This is a genomic window from Vreelandella titanicae (assembly GCF_014697095.1).
In the GTDB taxonomy this organism is placed as follows: domain Bacteria; phylum Pseudomonadota; class Gammaproteobacteria; order Pseudomonadales; family Halomonadaceae; genus Vreelandella; species Vreelandella titanicae.
Genome location: NZ_CP059082.1, coordinates 3,773,979 through 3,790,916, shown reverse-complemented (window position 1 = coordinate 3,790,916; position 16,938 = coordinate 3,773,979). Strand labels below are relative to the sequence as shown.

The window sequence follows — 16,938 nt, the reverse complement described above, 5'->3', positions numbered from 1 at the left end:
TTGATGGCCGTATTGTGATTGAAAGCCCAGGGCTACTTATGCAAAGCATGACCGTTGAAGACATGAAGCGAGGCTTTTCAATGATCCGTAGCCCGGTGATCGCACGGCTATTCCGAAAGCTTGGATTAATCGAACAGTGGGGCAGTGGTGTAAAGCGCATTTTCGCGGAGGCACAGGCCCAAGGGTTTCCGGAGCCCAGATATTGAAGAAATTGCCAACCGCGTGCGTTTGAGTATTCGACTGGCGGAGGCTCTTTCCATTGAGAAGTCAGTGCCGTGACCCAATCTGAACCAGTGCAGCAAGAGTCACGGCTATAGCCAGTGCTGGCAGCCAAAGTCAGGATCAGCTGGGCAAATCGGCTATGGCCCGTAAGCTTGGTCACAAGTGCGTTTCGGGAGAGCTCAATAAACAAGTAGGCAATTTACGCAAGCAGCAACTTATTAAAATGACTCTGCCCGAGAAGCCTAATAGCCGCCTTCAGCAGTACCGCTTAACTCTTAAAGGTCAGCGCTTTTTGCAAGATGCCTTCTAGGGACTAACGTGAACGCCGCCAACATCAAAACATACGCCCCGAAAGCCCGTCCTCGCTACTGACACCATGAAATGTTGGCGCACCCCATAACCAAGGTAGCTGCCACACTGAATAGATACGAAAGTTTGAACCACACAAAACAAAGCATACCTATGACTGCTCTGTTAACCAAACGTTAATGAAGTAATGTGCTTCCGGTGATGGGGGCGCGTTACGTACCCCGCGTGCCTCGCTTAGCTTCCAACGCTGGCCTTGGGGCGTGATGGCAACGGTTACTGGCTCAGGTTGCTGCAGGTGATAGATAGCGACTTTTCCGTTGGCGACGGCGCTGCTGTAACTGCCCACGCAGTGCCGCATGCGTTCTCCCTCCAAGAGTAAATCCTGCCAAGAAGTAATGGCGGTGATTGACGCCGTGTTAGGCAAGGGCGGCGTAGGGTAGGGGCCATGGCGTTGCTGCAGTTCAGTGGCGCTACTTTGAAGATTGTCCGCGGTTGCGTGGGCATTAAAAACATTCACTAACTGGTCATGCAGGGTCTGAAAGGCCGCCAATGAGTATACGGGGTAAAGAGCTTCAGTCCTTGTAGCTAACATGCGTTGGGTATCCACCAGCATCGCTTTAAGCCAAGCACTACCACGGTAATGGGGAGCAGGGGTTAGCGCCTCGTTGATAAGTGTAAGCAATCCCGGCCAACGTGCGCCCTCATAATTGGCTAAAAAGATAAGGTGCCTGGCGTGAACATAAGGCTGATGACGCAAAAACTCGCAGTTGTCGGGATTATTTAACGCCCTTTTAAGCGGAAAGAGTTCGCGCCGAATCACCGGGCCAAGCTGGCAGCGACGCAGCAGCTTGGCACTTGATCGCGTTGCGGGTACACCTGCAACTGCACATAGCGTTGATTGCTTGTGGTGAAGTAATGCCGCGAAGGTGTCCGCTGACCATCTTTCTTGTGCCCCCTTTTCTACCAGCAGTATTAGCAGTAGTGGCGATGACATTGCCATGTCGAGGGCAGCGTCTAATCGGCCAGCAACCTGCGCTAATTCAATGCCTAAAAAAGGCACCGCATTAATAACCTCAATTAGTGCGTCGGGCATACCCTGCGTTAGTACCTCACCATGGGTAGCCATAAGCACCTCCCAACTGATCCCCGGTGGCTCCAAAAACGCACCCGCCGCTAAGTGTGCGCCCTCTGCCTCACTGATCCACGAAAATGGTGCGTCCGATTGCCAGAGTAGAATCCGCACAACCATGTGATAGCCAACGACAGAGGATAAATCGAGCGAGACGCTGCTATCCGCAGGTGAAGGTTCGCTGGCCCAAATGCGTCGGGCAAAGCGGGATATCCAGGTAGCGAAGTTTGCTGTAAGTGATTTGGTTCGCAAAGGGGGCATTAGTTAGCGTCATCCAGGTGTGGGCTAGGCGACCAAATAATAGTGGGTTTGTACGACATTAAATGTCGCATGGCGCGGTTAGGCTAGTGATTGAGAACGATGCTTGGAAGTAGCCGCTGCAGTAAGGAGCCCGTATGAAACCTGCTATAAACCCAAACAAAATCGTTGTGTTTACCGGTGCCGGTATTAGTGTCAGTAGTGGCCTAGAGGCGTTTCGTGACAGCGATTTAAGGTCGGTTGGGCAGCACGAGCAATTGGCTTCACCCCATGCCTGGAATAGGCGTCGGAAAGAAGTGATAGAGTATTACAACTGGCGCCGAGAGTGTGCTGGCAACACACAACCTACCCCGGCTCATCTTGCTATCGTGCGGCTTGAGCAAAAGTACGAAGTTGTCGTAATTACCCAAAACGTTGATGACTTGCATGAGCGCGCTGGATCTCGTGATGTCATTCATTTGCACGGAGAGCTTAGAAAGGTGAGATGTTGCGGTCAGCATGCGCTGGTATCGGATATCGGCATCAGCCCACAGCATTTAGGTGACACCTGCCCTGATGGGCATGAATTACGGCCACATGTGGTCTGGTTTGGGGAGCAGATTATGCATTACTCAGAGGCTGGTCGGCATTTTAAGACGGCAGCCAAGGTGCTGGTAATCGGAACTTCGCTGCAGGTTGACCCAGCAGCGAAGCTGCCCAAAAAGGGAAGATATAGGGCGGAAAAGCTTATCGTAAACCCTCACTTCGATGTGGCGGATAGACCCTACAGCTATCGTATTATTCATAAAGAGGCGGATAGCATTGTGCCGGATATTGTAGCGGCCTGGCTTGAAGGGCAGCGCTGGGACTATGGGCTGGGTCGCGCCTGAGAGCGTGGTCATGATATTGCCACAGCAAGGATCATTGTGCATGAGTTCAACGACAAAAGCTGAAGACCTGCTGCACTTGGCTGCGCTTCTTCAGCGTCACTATGTGAGCACTCCGCGTTTTAACGTATTCACCGTATTGCATAAACCAACGGATGAAGTTCGCTTACACTCGCGTTTTATTGCCGCTTTGCTAAACCCTCAAACGCATGAGTTAGGCGTAGAGCTACTTAAGTGTTTTATCGACCAGGTACGCATCCCGGATTTCTCCTTAAAAGGTGTGCGTGTCGTTACCGAGCAGCAGCGAATTGATATTCTGGTTACCAACACCAAGCGTCAAGCCATTCTGATCGAAAACAAGCTATTTGCCGCTGATCAGGAAAACCAGTTGGTCACGTATTATCAATCACTGCGTGCCCAAGGCTACAAAGAGGTGCACGTGGTATTCCTTTCATTGGACGGGCGCCCTCCAGCATCACACAGCTTAGGGCACCTGGAGCAGCTTGGTACTAGTTCCGATATGCCAGGCACTTATCAAACAGCCGCCTACGCAGAGTGCTTGCGGCCCTGGTTGGCCAAATGCGTAGAAAAATCCGTACTGCATCCTTCTTTACGCGAAAGCATCGTTCAGTATCACGACCTGATCACACAGTTAACGGGACAAGACATGGACACCCACCACCTGGATACGTTGGCTGACACCTTGCTTGAGGGAGACAACCTGCTTGCAGCGCATGACATTCGTCTGGCGTTTGATGAAGCGCTGATTCGTTTACAAGCGAAAATTTGGATAGAACTCAGGGAGACGATCAGCGGGATTAGTGCTGAGATGGATCAGCAACTGGATAGCCAGCATTCAACGTGTGGCAACGTTCAAGAGCAGTGTCGAGTATTTATGCAGTCTTATAAGCGTAGATCACCCAATCGCGAGACCGTTGGCTTGTATTATAAGCTGCCTCATCTGCAAAATGCTTTTATCGCTGCTGAAGCAGAAATAAACAGTATCTATCTAGGAATTAAATGCTCTAACGAATCAACAGAGTATAAGCCGCTGTGTCAGTTATTGGACAAAGAGGGGGCAATGGCCAGTCGGAATCACCTATGGCCTGGTTATGCCTACATTCCCCAGGATTTAAATTTGCGTAACCCATCCATTCAATCTTTGCGTACCCTAACAGACGACGCGCAGCTAAAAAGCTACGTTCAAGCCATGGCCGATGAGATGCTTCGCCTATGGCATTTGTCATCAGGGCTTAAGATAGAGGGTTATGGATATTGACCACCTTGACGTTAGAAATTTCGCAGCCTTCAAGAAGACCGATTCCGACGGGGCAAAAAATAACAAACGGCAGCGTATAAAAGATTAACTTTATTAAGGAAAGAGCTTAATATGGGAACCATGACAGCACATGTTTTAATCGGTGATAGTCATCCAAATGACGGCGGGATACGGCCTCACTGGGCAGTTCAGTTATCGGAAAATAGCCGACCCCATCTCGTCTTGCACAATAATGTTAATTATCTGGCAAAGCCTGTTAAAACCCCGCTCTATTTTGAGTGGACGCCAAGTATAGAGAGTGGCGTTGAAGATATTCTGGCGATGATCGCTCTGCATGCGATAGACGATAATCCCTTAAAAGAGAAAATGACGAGTCTATACCCGGAAATATTCAAGCAGAGGGTGCATGTCTATGAGATTCCCGAAGACATAAGAAGCGAGCTATACCAAGAGATACGTAACGTGACCAGTTGGCCAAAACTAGTGGTCTCACTTTATCGCGGATGCTATCTGGAAAATAAAGTCGCTTTACTGGAAGAGCTAGACATAGACTTTGAAATATGCCTATCGGTTAGAGCTAGGGAGAAAAGTAATTGGGGGCATTTAAATATCCGTAGGGAGGTGGGCAGCGTTACTAGAATTTAGGGGAAAAAGGGGGATTGGCGAAGTGCGTCAATTTTTCTGTTCAGATTGTTGGCGCGCTAGCCGAGTTGAAGCACATCCAAAATAGATAGACTGGCTGGCGCCTAGCGGTGGGTAGCTCCACCCTCGAAAAAAGGATAAAAAAGTGCTACATGATTGGCCTATGTTGTTTCGTCGTTCCTCACAGCACCCACCTGAAAAATATCGCTCACTGGGAAATCTGCCAACAGCACGGCCGCAGCAGCCACATGGTTGGGTACATGCAACAGAAAATTTACTAGTAATTTGTGAATCTCTTGATCGCTGAATTGCTCTGGCGCTGAATAGAACTGTACTAGGCGATCTGGGTCAGCCAGCCAGTCCGTCATATGAAAGGCGACCTCCGCACTCCCCGAGGGCGTCAATTCTGAGGAGTGCTGGATCGCTTCCTGTATGCGTTCTCTTACTCGATTTTCTATGATTTTCTGCTGCATAGAGATCTCCAAGGCCGATGCCAGTTTATAAAGCTGGGTACAGAGGCAAAAGATAGTAGCGATGCATGGTCACTATATTTTAAGTAGAATACCCAAATACATTTAGCTCAGGTAGGCTTCTGGCTTAATCGGGCAGTGAATATAGATTAATCGGGGAGTTAACTTGGCTGAGATTTACCCACGGCTCAGCAATGCTGAGCTGGAAGCACTACCTTCACGTGCTGAAGCCAATGTTTACCGGCAGCTGCGTGCGCTAGATTTTCCTGGCCTAGAAGTGATGCATAGCCTAGCAACGCAAACACGTAACGATAAAGGAACGTGGGTTGGCGAGATCGACTTCCTGCTATTTCATCCGCAGTATGGGATTCAGTTGTGGGAAGTAAAAGGCGGCAGTGTTTGGTTAGATGGTGAAGGGCAATGGTGGTCAGAAGGTAACAACGGCATCCACAAGCTCACCACTACACCGTTAGAGCAGCTAAAAAAGCAAACTGGAAGCCTCGTGCAAGCGCTTAACCAGGTGTTGCCCGGTACCAAGTTACCTATTGCCCCTGTGCTGGTATTTCCCGATACCCGTGAATGCCAGGGCAACTTCCCAGAATTAACCTTGAACCGCAACCATGTAATGCTCAAAGGCGATTTGCAAGCCATGCGTGTGGAACAGCTTGTTGGGCGATTTCAGAACACCGCCTGGGCGGGTAGGGCAGCGGTAAATTCGCTGCCACTTACCAAGCAACAAACCACGCTGATACAACACCACTTGTTGCGCCCTGCGTATGCGTTTGCCACTAGCGTTGCTGAGCAAGCCCGTGATGTAGAAGCAGCATTGTTTCGCCTGAGTGAAGAGCAGCAGTGGGTACTGCGCCTGTTAGAGCACATTCCCCGTATGGCGATTTATGGTGGCGCGGGTACGGGTAAAAGCGTGCTGGCGCGTATGCGTGCTGAACAGCAAGCGCGAGAAGGTAAAAAAGTGCTGCTGCTATGCTTCAACATTGCACTTGCAGAAGCCCACCGCCAAGCTATGGCCGATACCCAGCTTGGCACTATTGAGATAGCTACTTTTCACGAGCTTTGCCAAATACGCGCCGAAAAGGCAGGCTTTGGCTGGCCGGTGCCTGAAGCGCCCGTCGATATCCCACGCTTTTATAACGAAACTGCACCAGACCTACTGATTGAAGCGTTGCAGAAAATGCCCGAGCAGTGGGGTGCACTGGTGGTCGATGAAGCTCAAGACTACGTGCCTGAGTGGTGGCTGCCGCTTTACGAAATGCTGGCAGAAGACGCCAGTGTGACGCTGCTAGCAGACCCCGCGCAAAACCTTTTCGCACGGGATTGCCAGCTTCCGTTAGATGTATTCGACGGCATGGTGCCGTACCCATTTACTCTGCATCGCAACTACCGCAATGCCTATGAAATTGCCTGCTGGCTAAAAGAGCGCCACGGTGCAGCCGCAGAGCCAGGGGAGCATCTGCCCAGCAGCCAACATGCAGTGACCGTTCACGCCTGGAAAAAGCCCCAAGACCAATGGCCGCTGCTTAAAAAAGCCATTGCCGAGCTTAAGCAAGATGGCTTCCAACCGCAGGATATTTTACTACTTATCCCCTTCAAGGTAGCCAACAGCCAAGTGTTGCAAGCACTCATGGAACATAGCCCGCAGTATAGTGAGCGTTTGTTTAACGTGGCCGCGGTAAAAGGTTTGGAAGCGCCGATGGTGATGTTGGTTGATTTGGGTGCCAGTGCATGGGCTGAGAACCCGAAAGTGGAGTATGTAGGGGTGTCTCGGGCGCGGGTAAAAATCGTCGTGTTTACGTCTGCACAGAGCTTTAAATGAGCATCACTTACTATCACGCAAAGTATTACGCTTTCGAGCTGACCAAGCGCCATAGAGATAAATGCCACATCTATGGTCTTAGATATTTGTTGGCCGCTGATATTTTGTCTCGAACACGGCAAGCTGATCCGGCTTTTTTTGAGCAGCTACTGGTCGATCTGCTGCTTGCGATGGGTTATGGCGGTAGCGGTGCGGGGATGGCACATACACTGGGTAAAACAGGTGATAACGGTTTTGATGGTGTCATCAATCATGATCCCCTTGGCGTTGATCAGGTTTACATCCAGGCGAAGCACTATGCGGAAGGTAACAATATTGCCGCTGGCGAAGTTCGAGACTTTTTTGGCGCGCTCAACCTAAAAAAAAACCAGAAAGGCATTTTCATTACCACATCTGACTTTACGTCATTGGCCATTCAAACGGCGAAAAGGTTAGGCACGCGTATCGTGCTAATCAACGGCAAAGAGCTTGCGAACTTGATGCTTCGTTACAACATTGGCAGCCGTGATGAAGATGTCTTACATATTCCAAACTTTAGGAAGTGATTTTTACATGAACAAACAGCAGCTTGCAGCAAAAATCTGGGAATCAGCAAACCAGATGCGTTCAAAAATCGAAGCCAACGAATACAAAGATTACATATTAGGTTTCATTTTTTACAAGTATCTAAGTGACCAATTAGTTCAGTTTGTCACCAAAGAGGGTATGACGCCTGAAGACATTAAAGCCCTAAACGAAGAAGACGCCGACACGGTAAAATACATTCAGGAAAATCTAGGCTATTTCATCGCTTACGATAATTTATTTTCTACTTGGATTGACCCTACCTTCGACTTTGACGAATCTAACGTTCGTGATGCGCTTTCTGCTTTTAGCCGCTTGATTTCTCCTACCTACAAAAAATTGTTTGAAGGTATTTTTACTACCTTAGAAACGGGCCTTAGCAAACTCGGTGAAAGCGCGGGTAAGCGTACTAAAGCCATTAGTGACCTACTGCATTTAATCAAAAGTATCCCAATGAACGGTAAGCAAGGCTATGACGTACTGGGCTACATCTACGAATACCTGATTGAAAAATTTGCCGCTAATGCTGGTAAAAAAGCCGGTGAGTTCTATACGCCGCATGAAGTTTCGGTACTCATGTCACACATCATCGCCCGCGAATTAAAACATAAAGATACTATCGAGATTTACGATCCTACGTCGGGTTCAGGTTCGCTACTGATAAATATTGGTGAAGCAGTAGAAAAATACGCCAAAAGCAAAGACAGCATTACTTATTATGCCCAAGAGTTAAAAGCCAATACATACAACCTTACCCGTATGAACCTGATCATGCGCGGGATTAAAGCCAGCAACATCAAAACCCGTAACGGTGATACCTTAGAAGACGATTGGCCATACTTTGATGAAAACGATCCGCAAGGTACTTATAATGCGCTGTATGTGGATGCAGTAGTCTCTAATCCCCCTTACTCGCAACCTTGGGACCCAAGTTTTAAAGACAGTGACCCCCGTTATTCGCGTTTTGGCTTAGCACCTAAAACCAAAGCAGATTTTGCCTTTTTGCTGCACGACCTTTACCACATAAAACCCGAAGGCATTATGACCATTGTATTGCCGCATGGTGTGTTGTTCCGTGGCGGTGAAGAAGGCGAAATTCGTAAGCAATTGATTGAGCAGAACCATATAGATGCCATTATCGGCTTACCGGCCAATATCTTTTTTGGCACTGGTATTCCTACCGTGATTTTGGTACTTAAACAAAAACGCCAGAATACCAATGTGCTTATTGTTGATGCCTCTAAGCACTTTGTTAAAGAAGGCAAAAATAACAAACTGCTAGCCAGTGACATCAAGCGTATTGTGGATGCGGTAATCAACCGCGAAAGCATCGATAAATTCTCGCAATTAGTAAGCAAACAAACCCTGCGCGACAATGGTTATAACTTAAATATCCCGCGTTATGTGGACTCGTCAGCGGCAGCTGAACGCTGGGATTTACACGCCACTATGCAAGGCGGCATCCCCAACAGCGAAATTGCTGAACTACACCAGTATTGGCAAGCATTCCCGCAACTGCACGATGCGCTGTTTGTTGCCAAATCTGCCGCCTATAGTGAATTAGCCATTGCCGAAAAAGACGTTAACACAACAATTACCCAACACGCGGAAGTCGGTGAGTTTATCAGTGCTTACAACCAAGCCTTTGCTGGCTTTGATGACTACTTGCACACTAGCCTGATTCAAGATTGGCAAGCGGTTAATCGCAACCAGCAAGAGCCTGAATTAAGCACCGAGTTATTTAATCGCCTAGCACCCATTGCCCTTATCGACAAATACCAAGCCTATCAATATTTAAACAACCAATGGCAAGTTATCAGTGCTGATTTAGAAATGATGCAAACCGAGGGTTTCACCGCAACTAAGAAAGTTGACCCAAATATTGTGGTTAAAAAGGTGAAGGGCAAAGACACTGAAGTACAAGATGGCTGGAAAGGCTACATCATGCCATTTGATTTAGTACAGCAAACCTACTTGAGCGATGACCTTGCTGCGCTGGCAAAACAACAAAACCGCCTTGTCGAAATCGCGATCACTCTTGAGGAAATACTCGAATCCCTCAGCGAAGAAGAAAAAGAGCAAGACACCGTAAAAGAAAGTAAGGACGGTTTTGTCAACGCCGAGGTCGCCAAAGCGGCTAAAGTTATCCTAAAAGAGCAAAAAGACAGCAAAGTTAAATTTTATAAAGAAGACTACGAAGCCAAGATGATTTCAGCTAATAAACTAATTAATGAAGAGAAAGCCCTGAAAAAAGCGGTGAAAGAAGCACAAATCACCCTGCACTTAAAAACCAAAACCACCATCGAAGGTTTAACCGACAAGCAAGTCAATGAATTACTGCACTTAAAATGGATCATGCCATTAAGTATTGAGCTCGCCGCCATGCCAAGCGCCGTGATTTCCCAGTTGACCAGCAAAGTACAAGCTCTTGCCGAAAAATACGCCGTTACTTATTCGCAAGTAGCGAATGAGATAAAAACGACCAAGCAAGAACTGGCTGAGATGATGGGCGAACTCACCGGCAATGAGTTTGATCTGCAAGGCATGAATGAGCTCACCAACTTATTGAAGGGCGCATAAAATGAGTTTGGAAAAGAAGGTGCCTGAGATTCGCTTTAAGGGGTTTAGTGATGAGTGGATGGAGAAGCCCCTAAATCATGAGGTTGAGCTTTTTAGCGGACTGACATACTCACCAAAAGATATTAGAAAAGAAGGTGTTTTTGTAATTCGCTCTTCGAATGTTAAGAATGGGCAAGTTGTTCAAGCCGATAATGTGTATGTGAACCCTGAAGTAGTTAATTGCAGTAATGTGCAAAAAGGAGACATTATTGTTGTTGTTCGTAACGGTTCAAGATCTTTAATTGGAAAGCATGCGAAAATCAATTCAAGGATAGATAACACCGTTATTGGAGCTTTTATGACCGGGGTTCGAGCGGGTCACCCTGAGTTTATTAATGCTTTATTTGATACTAATAGATTTACAGCTCAAGTGGAGAAAAACTTAGGAGCGACTATTAATCAGATTACCAATGGCGCTTTTAATAGCATGGTGTTTATGTTCCCAGAGGGGCAAGAAAAAACCGCCATCGGCAACTACTTTCAAAAACTCGACAATCTAATCAACCAATACCAACAAAATCTTGACAAGCTCAGCAACATCAAAAAAGCCATGCTGGAAAAGATGTTCCCCAAACAAGGCGAAACTATCCCAGAAATCCGCTTTAAAGGGTTTAGTGGGAAGTGGGAGGAAATTGGCTTACTGGATAGTATCGAAAGAGTTATAGACTTTCGAGGTCGTACTCCTAAAAAACTAGGCTTAGATTGGAGCCCATCAGGATATAGAGCATTGTCTGCTTTAAATGTTAAGCAAGGATATATTGATTTTTCAATTGATCCTCATTTTGGTGATCAGGAACTTTATGATAAATGGATGAATGGTTCAGAACTTCATCAAGGGCAAGTGCTTTTCACTACTGAGGCTCCAATGGGTAATGTAGCTCAGGTTCCTAATGCTGATAAATACATTTTAAGCCAGAGAACAATTGCTTTTTTGGTTAAACCAGAAGTTATTACTGAAGACTTTCTTGCCGTGTTGTTAAGAAGCTTCAAGGTATTTCGAGAATTGTCAGCACTGTCAAGTGGTGGAACCGCGAAAGGGGTAAGTCAAAAGGTTTTATCCATTTTAAATGTACTTATACCTACAGATTTAGATGAGCAAACTGCCATCGGCAATTACTTCCAAAAACTCAATGCATTGATCAACCAACACCAACAGCAAATCACCAAACTCAATAACATCAAGCAGGCCTGCTTGAGCAAAATGTTTGTCTAGCAGAGAGGAAAACCATGACGACTTTTAAAGCCGAAGCAGAATTTGAGCAGGCCTTTATCGAGGTGCTTACCCACAAGGGCTGGGAACTTGAGATACTTAAAAACAAAACAGAAGCGGATTTACTGCAAAACTGGGCGAACATTTTATTTGAGAACAATCTCCAGCAAGATCGCTTAAACGATGTGCCGCTGACTGCAACGGAAATGCAGCAGATTATTGAGCAGATTAAAGAGCTTAAAACACCGCTTAAGCTTAATGGCTTAATCAACGGCAAAACAGTGGCCATTAAGCGCGATAATCCTGCAGATAGTCGGCATCTTGGCAAAGAAGTCAGCCTAAAAATCTATGACCGCCACGAAATTGCGGCAGGCCAAAGCCGTTACCAACTTGTGCAACAGCCTAAGTTTGAACGCGGTAGCCCGTTGCGGAATGACAGACGTGGTGATGTGTTGTTACTGATTAACGGAATGCCGGTAATTCATGTGGAGCTGAAGCGCAGCGGCATACCTGTAAGCCAAGCGGTTAACCAAATTGTAAAGTATTCCAAAGAAGGTATTTTTAGCGGCCTATTTTCACTAATACAGGTGTTTGTAGCGATGGAGCCTAATGAGGCCAAATACTTTGCTAACCCTGGGCCAGATGGCAAATTTAACCCAGACTACCAATTCAATTGGGCCGATTTTAATAACGAACCCATGAATCATTGGAAAGACATTGCCTCTACGTTGTTATCCATCCCTATGGCGCATCAGTTGATTGGTTTTTACACCGTGGCCGATGATACCGATGGTGTGCTTAAAGTGATGCGTAGTTATCAGTATTTCGCCGCTAATGCGATATCGGATAAGGTAGCCAAAACCAACTGGCAACAATTGGGCAGTAGCAGTAATAATCCCGACCGCTTAGGTGGTTTTGTCTGGCATACTACCGGTTCGGGTAAAACCATGACTAGCTTTAAATCAGCACAGCTAATTGCCCAGTCAAAAGATGCTGATAAAGTCATTTTTTTGATGGATCGAATTGAACTAGGCACCCAGTCGCTTGTGGAATACCGTAATTTTGCGGGCGATGGTGAAGATGTTCAAGCGACCGAAAATACCCATGTATTGGTAACGAAGCTAAAAAGCACGTCCCCAGCCGATACCCTAATTGTTAGCTCTATTCAAAAAATGAGTAATATTTTTGAAGAAGCGAATGATGAAGGCACGGCAACTAACTCGGCAGATATAGAAAAAATCCGCGCCAAACGCTTGGTATTTATTATTGATGAGGCACATCGTTCAACCTTTGGCGACATGCTGATTATTATTAAGCGCACCTTTCCACGCGCCTTGTTTTTTGGTTTTACTGGCACTCCGATCCAAGAAGAAAATGAAAAAAACGGCAATACCACAAGTACGGTATTCGGCAATGAGTTGCACCGTTACAGCATAGCTGATGGTATTCGCGATGGTAACGTACTAGGCTTTGACCCCTATAAAGTGCCTACTTTTAGGGACGGCGACTTGAGGCAGGCTGTGGCCTTAGAGCAGGCTAAATCGAATTCAGTAGCAGAAGCCATGGACGAACCGACCAAAAAGAAAAAATTTAATTATTTTATGAATGAAGTACCTATGGCTGGCTACAAAGACGCCACAGGTAAATACCACAAAGGCATTGAAGATTACGTACCTAAAAGTCAGTACCTAAGCGAGACTCACCAAGCCAAAGTAGTAGAAGATATTCTGCACAAATGGGATGTGCTAAGCCAAGGCAATAAATTTCATGCAATCTTGGCCACCAACAGTATTGCTGAAGCAATCGATTATTACCGCCTCTTGAAGGTTGCTAAACCTGAATTAAAAGTATCAGCGTTGTTTGACCCAAACATTGATAATGACGGCAGTGGCGACCGTGGGCCAACATTTAAAGGTGATGGTCTTGACGAAATAATGCGTGACTATAATGCTCGCTATGGCCAAGATTTTGATTTCGCCCGTCATGCGGCGTTTAAGAAAGATCTCGCCGCACGCCTTGCTCACAAAAAACCTTATGAGCGCATTCATACCGATCCCACAAAACAGCTGGACTTACTCATTGTAGTTGATCAAATGCTCACGGGCTTTGACTCAAAATGGCTGAATGTATTGTATTTAGATAAGGTGATTAAATACCAAAACATTATTCAAGCCTTCTCGCGCACCAATCGTTTATTTGGCCCTGATAAGCCTCATGGCATTATCCGATACTATCGCTACCCGCATACAATGGAGCAACATATTAACGATGCTGTAAAACTGTATTCTGGTGACAGACCCATAGGCTTGTTTGTTGATAGGCTAGAAAGCAACTTAGAAGCAATGAATGAAATAGTCGGTGATATTACCGAGTTGTTCATCAGTGCCGGTGTTGAAAATTTTGAAAAACTACCAGAAGATGTTGAAGTGTGCGCAAAGTTCGCTGAACTATTTAAAGTATTTAACCAGCATTTAGAAGCCGCGAAGGTACAAGGTTTACATTGGGAACAGTCGGTCTATACATTCACAACGGACGCTTCAGCAGACGAAAGTGATCCTGAGTATGAGGTTACTCTGACCATTGATGAACAAACCTACCTGAGCCTCGCGCTGCGTTACAAAGAACTCGCATCAAAAGGTGATGGTGGCGGTGCAGGTGGTGGCGATGTGCCTTTTGATATTAGTGGCTATTTGACTGAAATTGATACTGGAAAGATCGATGCCGACTATATGAATAGTCGCTTTAATAAATATTTAAGAGAGCTAAATCAGCATAATGATCAAGCCAGCATTGAACTTACTCTCAACGAGCTGCATAAGTCATTCTCTTCACTGACGCAAGCTGAACAAAAATACGCCAAGCTTTTCTTAAATGATTTACAGCGTGGTGATGCAAAGTTAATAGAAGGCCATACTTTCAGAGATTACATTAACACCTACAAAGACAATGCTGAAAATGCCCAGATTAATGCCATTGTTTATGCGTTAGGTTTAGATAAAACCCTGCTTGTAAGCTTACTAAACGATAGTGTTAATGAGAGAAATATTAACAATTTCGGTCGTTTTGATGCGCTTAAAGCCACCGTTGATAAGGCAAAAGCTAAAATTTATTTTGAAAGATTAGATGGCGTAAGCATTTCAACTTTTAATCTTAATGTTCGCATTGATAAGTTTCTAAAACAGTTTATTTTTGCTCAGGAAGATGATCTCTTGAATGGTGTTGTGGATATACTTGATGCAGTTCTGGAATAGTCATAATTAATGTGAACTAGTTCGACTTGGGTTGTAGGGTGATTGGTAGAATCAGTCTGTAAAATTAAAGAGTACCTGCTTTCGCCGATGACTAAATGTTTCAAGGAGGATAATAGTGATCACATTTGATCAACTGATGCTACCGTTATTAAAGGCTTTAGTGAACCGTAAGGTAAGCGCGACATAAGACTTTTAATTACTCACAAGTCAGCGGTGTGTTTGGATTCGCAGCTTCAAACCCCTCGACGAAGTCAGCTAACCGAGTGAAGCCTCGCCAGAGAACCGTTGTTCCTGGCGGGTCATCGCTTGATCGTTCCTAAGTGCCACCCAAACGAGCAACAGCCGTCATGTAAAAAGCAATGTTACGTGGTGCACTTCGTTTGGTTGACGGCATTGAACGGTCAAGTAAGGCTCTTTCAGCATCAGTAAACACGGCTAGCAGTGAGGTAGATGAAAACTGACGTCGGAGTATAGTCAGCCAGGATATTCGCCAGGACACGACGCAGCAGAGCGCAATACAATTGGTGAGTCGATCGGCTGTGGTGAACCGTATATCCTCAATCCGGCATCCCGTTTTCAGGGTTTTGAAAAAAGTCTCGATATTCCAGCCTCGTGCATATCACTCAAGCTTTGTAAAAGCGCCACTAAACACATCTTCTCAAGCTGAGTTTTGCTGATCACACTGAGGCCTCTTCATCCAGGAGATTCTCATGATCCAAGAACTCAACTCCATGCAGGCGTTTTGGCTCGGGCATCTATATCACGCCTTGGTGCAGGAGATTCCTCTTAGCGAATACGCTGCGCAACAAGAACTCATCTTAGCCGATCTGTTGCTCTGGGAAAAACGGTTGAACGTACGCGGTTTACCGGTGCCACCTCGTCATCGCCCCGCCCGGTTCGTCGCGGTAGAGGTCGTCGCACGATTCGTCAAAGCGGCTAAGTGCACCGGCGACGTGATGCGGGCTTTATGATATGAGGGAAATATTCGTCGCGAAACTAAGCCCAACTCAATAATGCTATCTGCTTTCGTATCTAGCCCGGTGGTTTCCACATCGGCCACGATGAAGGGGCGTTCATCACCGACGGCCGGGTGTAACGTCAATGGAAATGTAGCATCGGTCTTAGTAAACGGAACGCGCTCAATCAGCCGGTAGTCATCGGGGTTGGCCTCGATACGGGGAATATCATTTAGTGGAAATGCCTCGGGTAATGACATACCAGTCTCGCTTGTTTGTTGAGCTGTGGCGTTGGAGTTGAGCCTAGCCGTCAAGATTATCACCGTCGACCAACACTTTCCGCACACGATCAATTAAGACGCGCCGTTTTCGCCATGTAAAAGGGCAAAGCCGTAGGCGCGGGGTTAGCTCCAACTGAAGGCCGCCTTGCTGGCCCCGGTTGCAGATATTGTGGCCTCCACGCCCGTGAAACACAGGATGCGGGCGGCTTTTTACACCAGCGCGGTTCAGCTCAGCTTCAAGCTGTTGCTGGAGTTCAACGTTGTCGCCTCCGGTATAGGCAATAGCGCCGCGTCCCATGCAGCCATGTAGTGTGACCACTACAGCCGAGCGGCTTGCGAGTGCCAGGGCGACGGGCTCGTCAAACGCCGTGCTGGTGATGTGCAAATCCCAGTTGTGACGCATCTTGTGTCCGCTAAAACTGTAATAGTTAAACGTATCGCCTGCGATCCGCTTAGCGAGTGAGGATGTGCCCGGCTCTATTTTGCCGCCATGAATGGCCATGATGGTGATCGGCGAGCCTCGATCTGTGGCCTCAATTGAAAATGCCCCGTTAGGTTGCTCGCTTTCCAGCACCGCAAAGCTGTCATAGCGGTCGCCACGCTGGCGAATCCACCCCTTTCGGCGCAGCCAAACGGTCAAGCGTCCGAGCATGGGCTTTAAACGCATCCTTACCATTCCCCGTCCTCGATAAGTGTGTCGTTTTTAGTCTCGGCGTTGTAGAGGTAACACCACGCCTCACCGTGCAGGGTAGGAAAAATAGCACGGTTATATAGTCCTTGAAGTGGAGCATGCGCGAAGTAGCCTTCCAGCTGATCCAGCAAGGCCAGTTGTTCGGTGTTGATGGCGTAGACCTCGACCACCGCGCCAGTGGACACCTCCGCTTTGGCCCCTGGGTAAGGGCCAAGGTCATAGAGGGTGAGGGCAGTTAGGCGGTCACGGCCTAGCAGGGTCGCGCCATCAAGCCAATAATGGTTGTGGCAACCTTGCTTGAGCGTGCCATACACAGCGACGCGAGGGCAGCGTTGTATATCGCGTTGCAAGTGATCCATG

General features: G+C 47.0%; 15 protein-coding genes. 11 read left to right on the top strand and 4 right to left on the bottom strand.

Annotation, left to right across the window (positions count from 1 at the left end):
• Window positions 1-38: 38 nt before the first annotated feature.
• A complete protein-coding gene (locus HZS52_RS24475) occupies window positions 39-206 on the top strand; it encodes an ATP-binding protein (RefSeq protein WP_317890269.1) in 168 nt (55 codons plus the stop codon).
• A gap of 155 nt (window positions 207-361) precedes the next feature.
• Window positions 362-532, top strand: coding sequence for a Fic family protein (locus HZS52_RS24760; RefSeq protein WP_349304640.1), 171 nt, complete (start codon window positions 362-364; stop codon window positions 530-532).
• A 150-nt stretch (window positions 533-682) separates the two neighbouring features.
• On the opposite strand, the gene HZS52_RS17545 is transcribed toward HZS52_RS24760, so the two are convergent.
• Window positions 683-1,921 (bottom strand): PcfJ domain-containing protein, encoded by a 1,239-nt coding sequence (locus tag HZS52_RS17545; RefSeq protein ID WP_190373255.1) that lies wholly within the window; start codon window positions 1,919-1,921, stop codon window positions 683-685.
• Window positions 1,922-2,055: 134 nt separating this feature from the next.
• Between HZS52_RS17545 and HZS52_RS17540 the strand changes: the two genes are divergently transcribed.
• The 3 genes from HZS52_RS17540 (at window position 2,056) to HZS52_RS17530 (ending at window position 4,708) form a co-directional block, all read left to right on the top strand.
• Window positions 2,056-2,787, top strand: a complete 732-nt coding sequence (locus HZS52_RS17540; protein ID WP_138800354.1) for an SIR2 family NAD-dependent protein deacylase — start codon at window positions 2,056-2,058, stop codon at window positions 2,785-2,787.
• A gap of 10 nt (window positions 2,788-2,797) precedes the next feature.
• Complete coding sequence (locus HZS52_RS17535; RefSeq protein WP_190373254.1) at window positions 2,798-4,063, top strand: PDDEXK-like family protein; 1,266 nt, start codon at window positions 2,798-2,800, stop codon at window positions 4,061-4,063.
• A gap of 111 nt (window positions 4,064-4,174) precedes the next feature.
• Window positions 4,175-4,708 carry a hypothetical protein gene (locus HZS52_RS17530; protein WP_190373253.1) on the top strand — a complete coding sequence of 178 codons (534 nt, stop codon included), beginning with the start codon at window positions 4,175-4,177 and terminating at the stop codon, window positions 4,706-4,708.
• A 158-nt stretch (window positions 4,709-4,866) separates the two neighbouring features.
• On the opposite strand, the gene HZS52_RS17525 is transcribed toward HZS52_RS17530, so the two are convergent.
• Window positions 4,867-5,178, bottom strand: coding sequence for a hypothetical protein (locus HZS52_RS17525; RefSeq protein ID WP_190373252.1), 312 nt, complete (start codon window positions 5,176-5,178; stop codon window positions 4,867-4,869).
• Window positions 5,179-5,341: 163 nt separating this feature from the next.
• On the opposite strand from HZS52_RS17525, the gene HZS52_RS17520 reads away from it, so the two are divergent.
• The 6 genes from HZS52_RS17520 to HZS52_RS17495 all read left to right on the top strand — a co-directional run bounded on the left by HZS52_RS17520 (window position 5,342) and on the right by HZS52_RS17495 (window position 15,621).
• The gene (locus HZS52_RS17520; protein WP_190373251.1) at window positions 5,342-7,006 is read left to right on the top strand and encodes an NERD domain-containing protein/DEAD/DEAH box helicase; all 1,665 of its coding nucleotides are present in this window, start codon (window positions 5,342-5,344) and stop codon (window positions 7,004-7,006) included.
• Window positions 7,003-7,551 carry a restriction endonuclease gene (locus tag HZS52_RS17515; RefSeq protein WP_223827954.1) on the top strand — a complete coding sequence of 183 codons (549 nt, stop codon included), beginning with the start codon at window positions 7,003-7,005 and terminating at the stop codon, window positions 7,549-7,551. Before HZS52_RS17520 ends, HZS52_RS17515 begins: the two co-directional genes overlap by 4 nt.
• Before the next feature lie 7 nt (window positions 7,552-7,558).
• On the top strand, window positions 7,559-10,150 hold the full coding sequence (locus tag HZS52_RS17510; protein WP_190373250.1) for a type I restriction-modification system subunit M: 2,592 nt from the start codon (window positions 7,559-7,561) through the stop codon (window positions 10,148-10,150).
• 1 nt (window position 10,151) lies between these two features.
• Window positions 10,152-11,402, top strand: coding sequence for a restriction endonuclease subunit S (locus HZS52_RS17505; protein ID WP_190373249.1), 1,251 nt, complete (start codon window positions 10,152-10,154; stop codon window positions 11,400-11,402).
• 14 nt (window positions 11,403-11,416) lie between these two features.
• Window positions 11,417-14,650 (top strand): type I restriction endonuclease subunit R, EcoR124 family, encoded by a 3,234-nt coding sequence (locus HZS52_RS17500; protein WP_190373248.1) that lies wholly within the window; start codon window positions 11,417-11,419, stop codon window positions 14,648-14,650.
• Between the two features lie 710 nt (window positions 14,651-15,360).
• Complete coding sequence (locus HZS52_RS17495) at window positions 15,361-15,621, top strand: hypothetical protein (RefSeq protein ID WP_190373247.1); 261 nt, start codon at window positions 15,361-15,363, stop codon at window positions 15,619-15,621.
• Window positions 15,622-15,909: 288 nt separating this feature from the next.
• On the opposite strand, the gene HZS52_RS17490 is transcribed toward HZS52_RS17495, so the two are convergent.
• Window positions 15,910-16,554 (bottom strand): poly-gamma-glutamate hydrolase family protein, encoded by a 645-nt coding sequence (locus HZS52_RS17490; protein WP_190373246.1) that lies wholly within the window; start codon window positions 16,552-16,554, stop codon window positions 15,910-15,912.
• 2 nt (window positions 16,555-16,556) lie between these two features.
• Entirely contained in the window at window positions 16,557-16,937 is a 381-nt protein-coding gene (locus HZS52_RS17485; protein ID WP_190373245.1) for a gamma-glutamylcyclotransferase family protein, read from the bottom strand.
• Between the last annotated feature and the right edge of the window lies 1 nt (window position 16,938).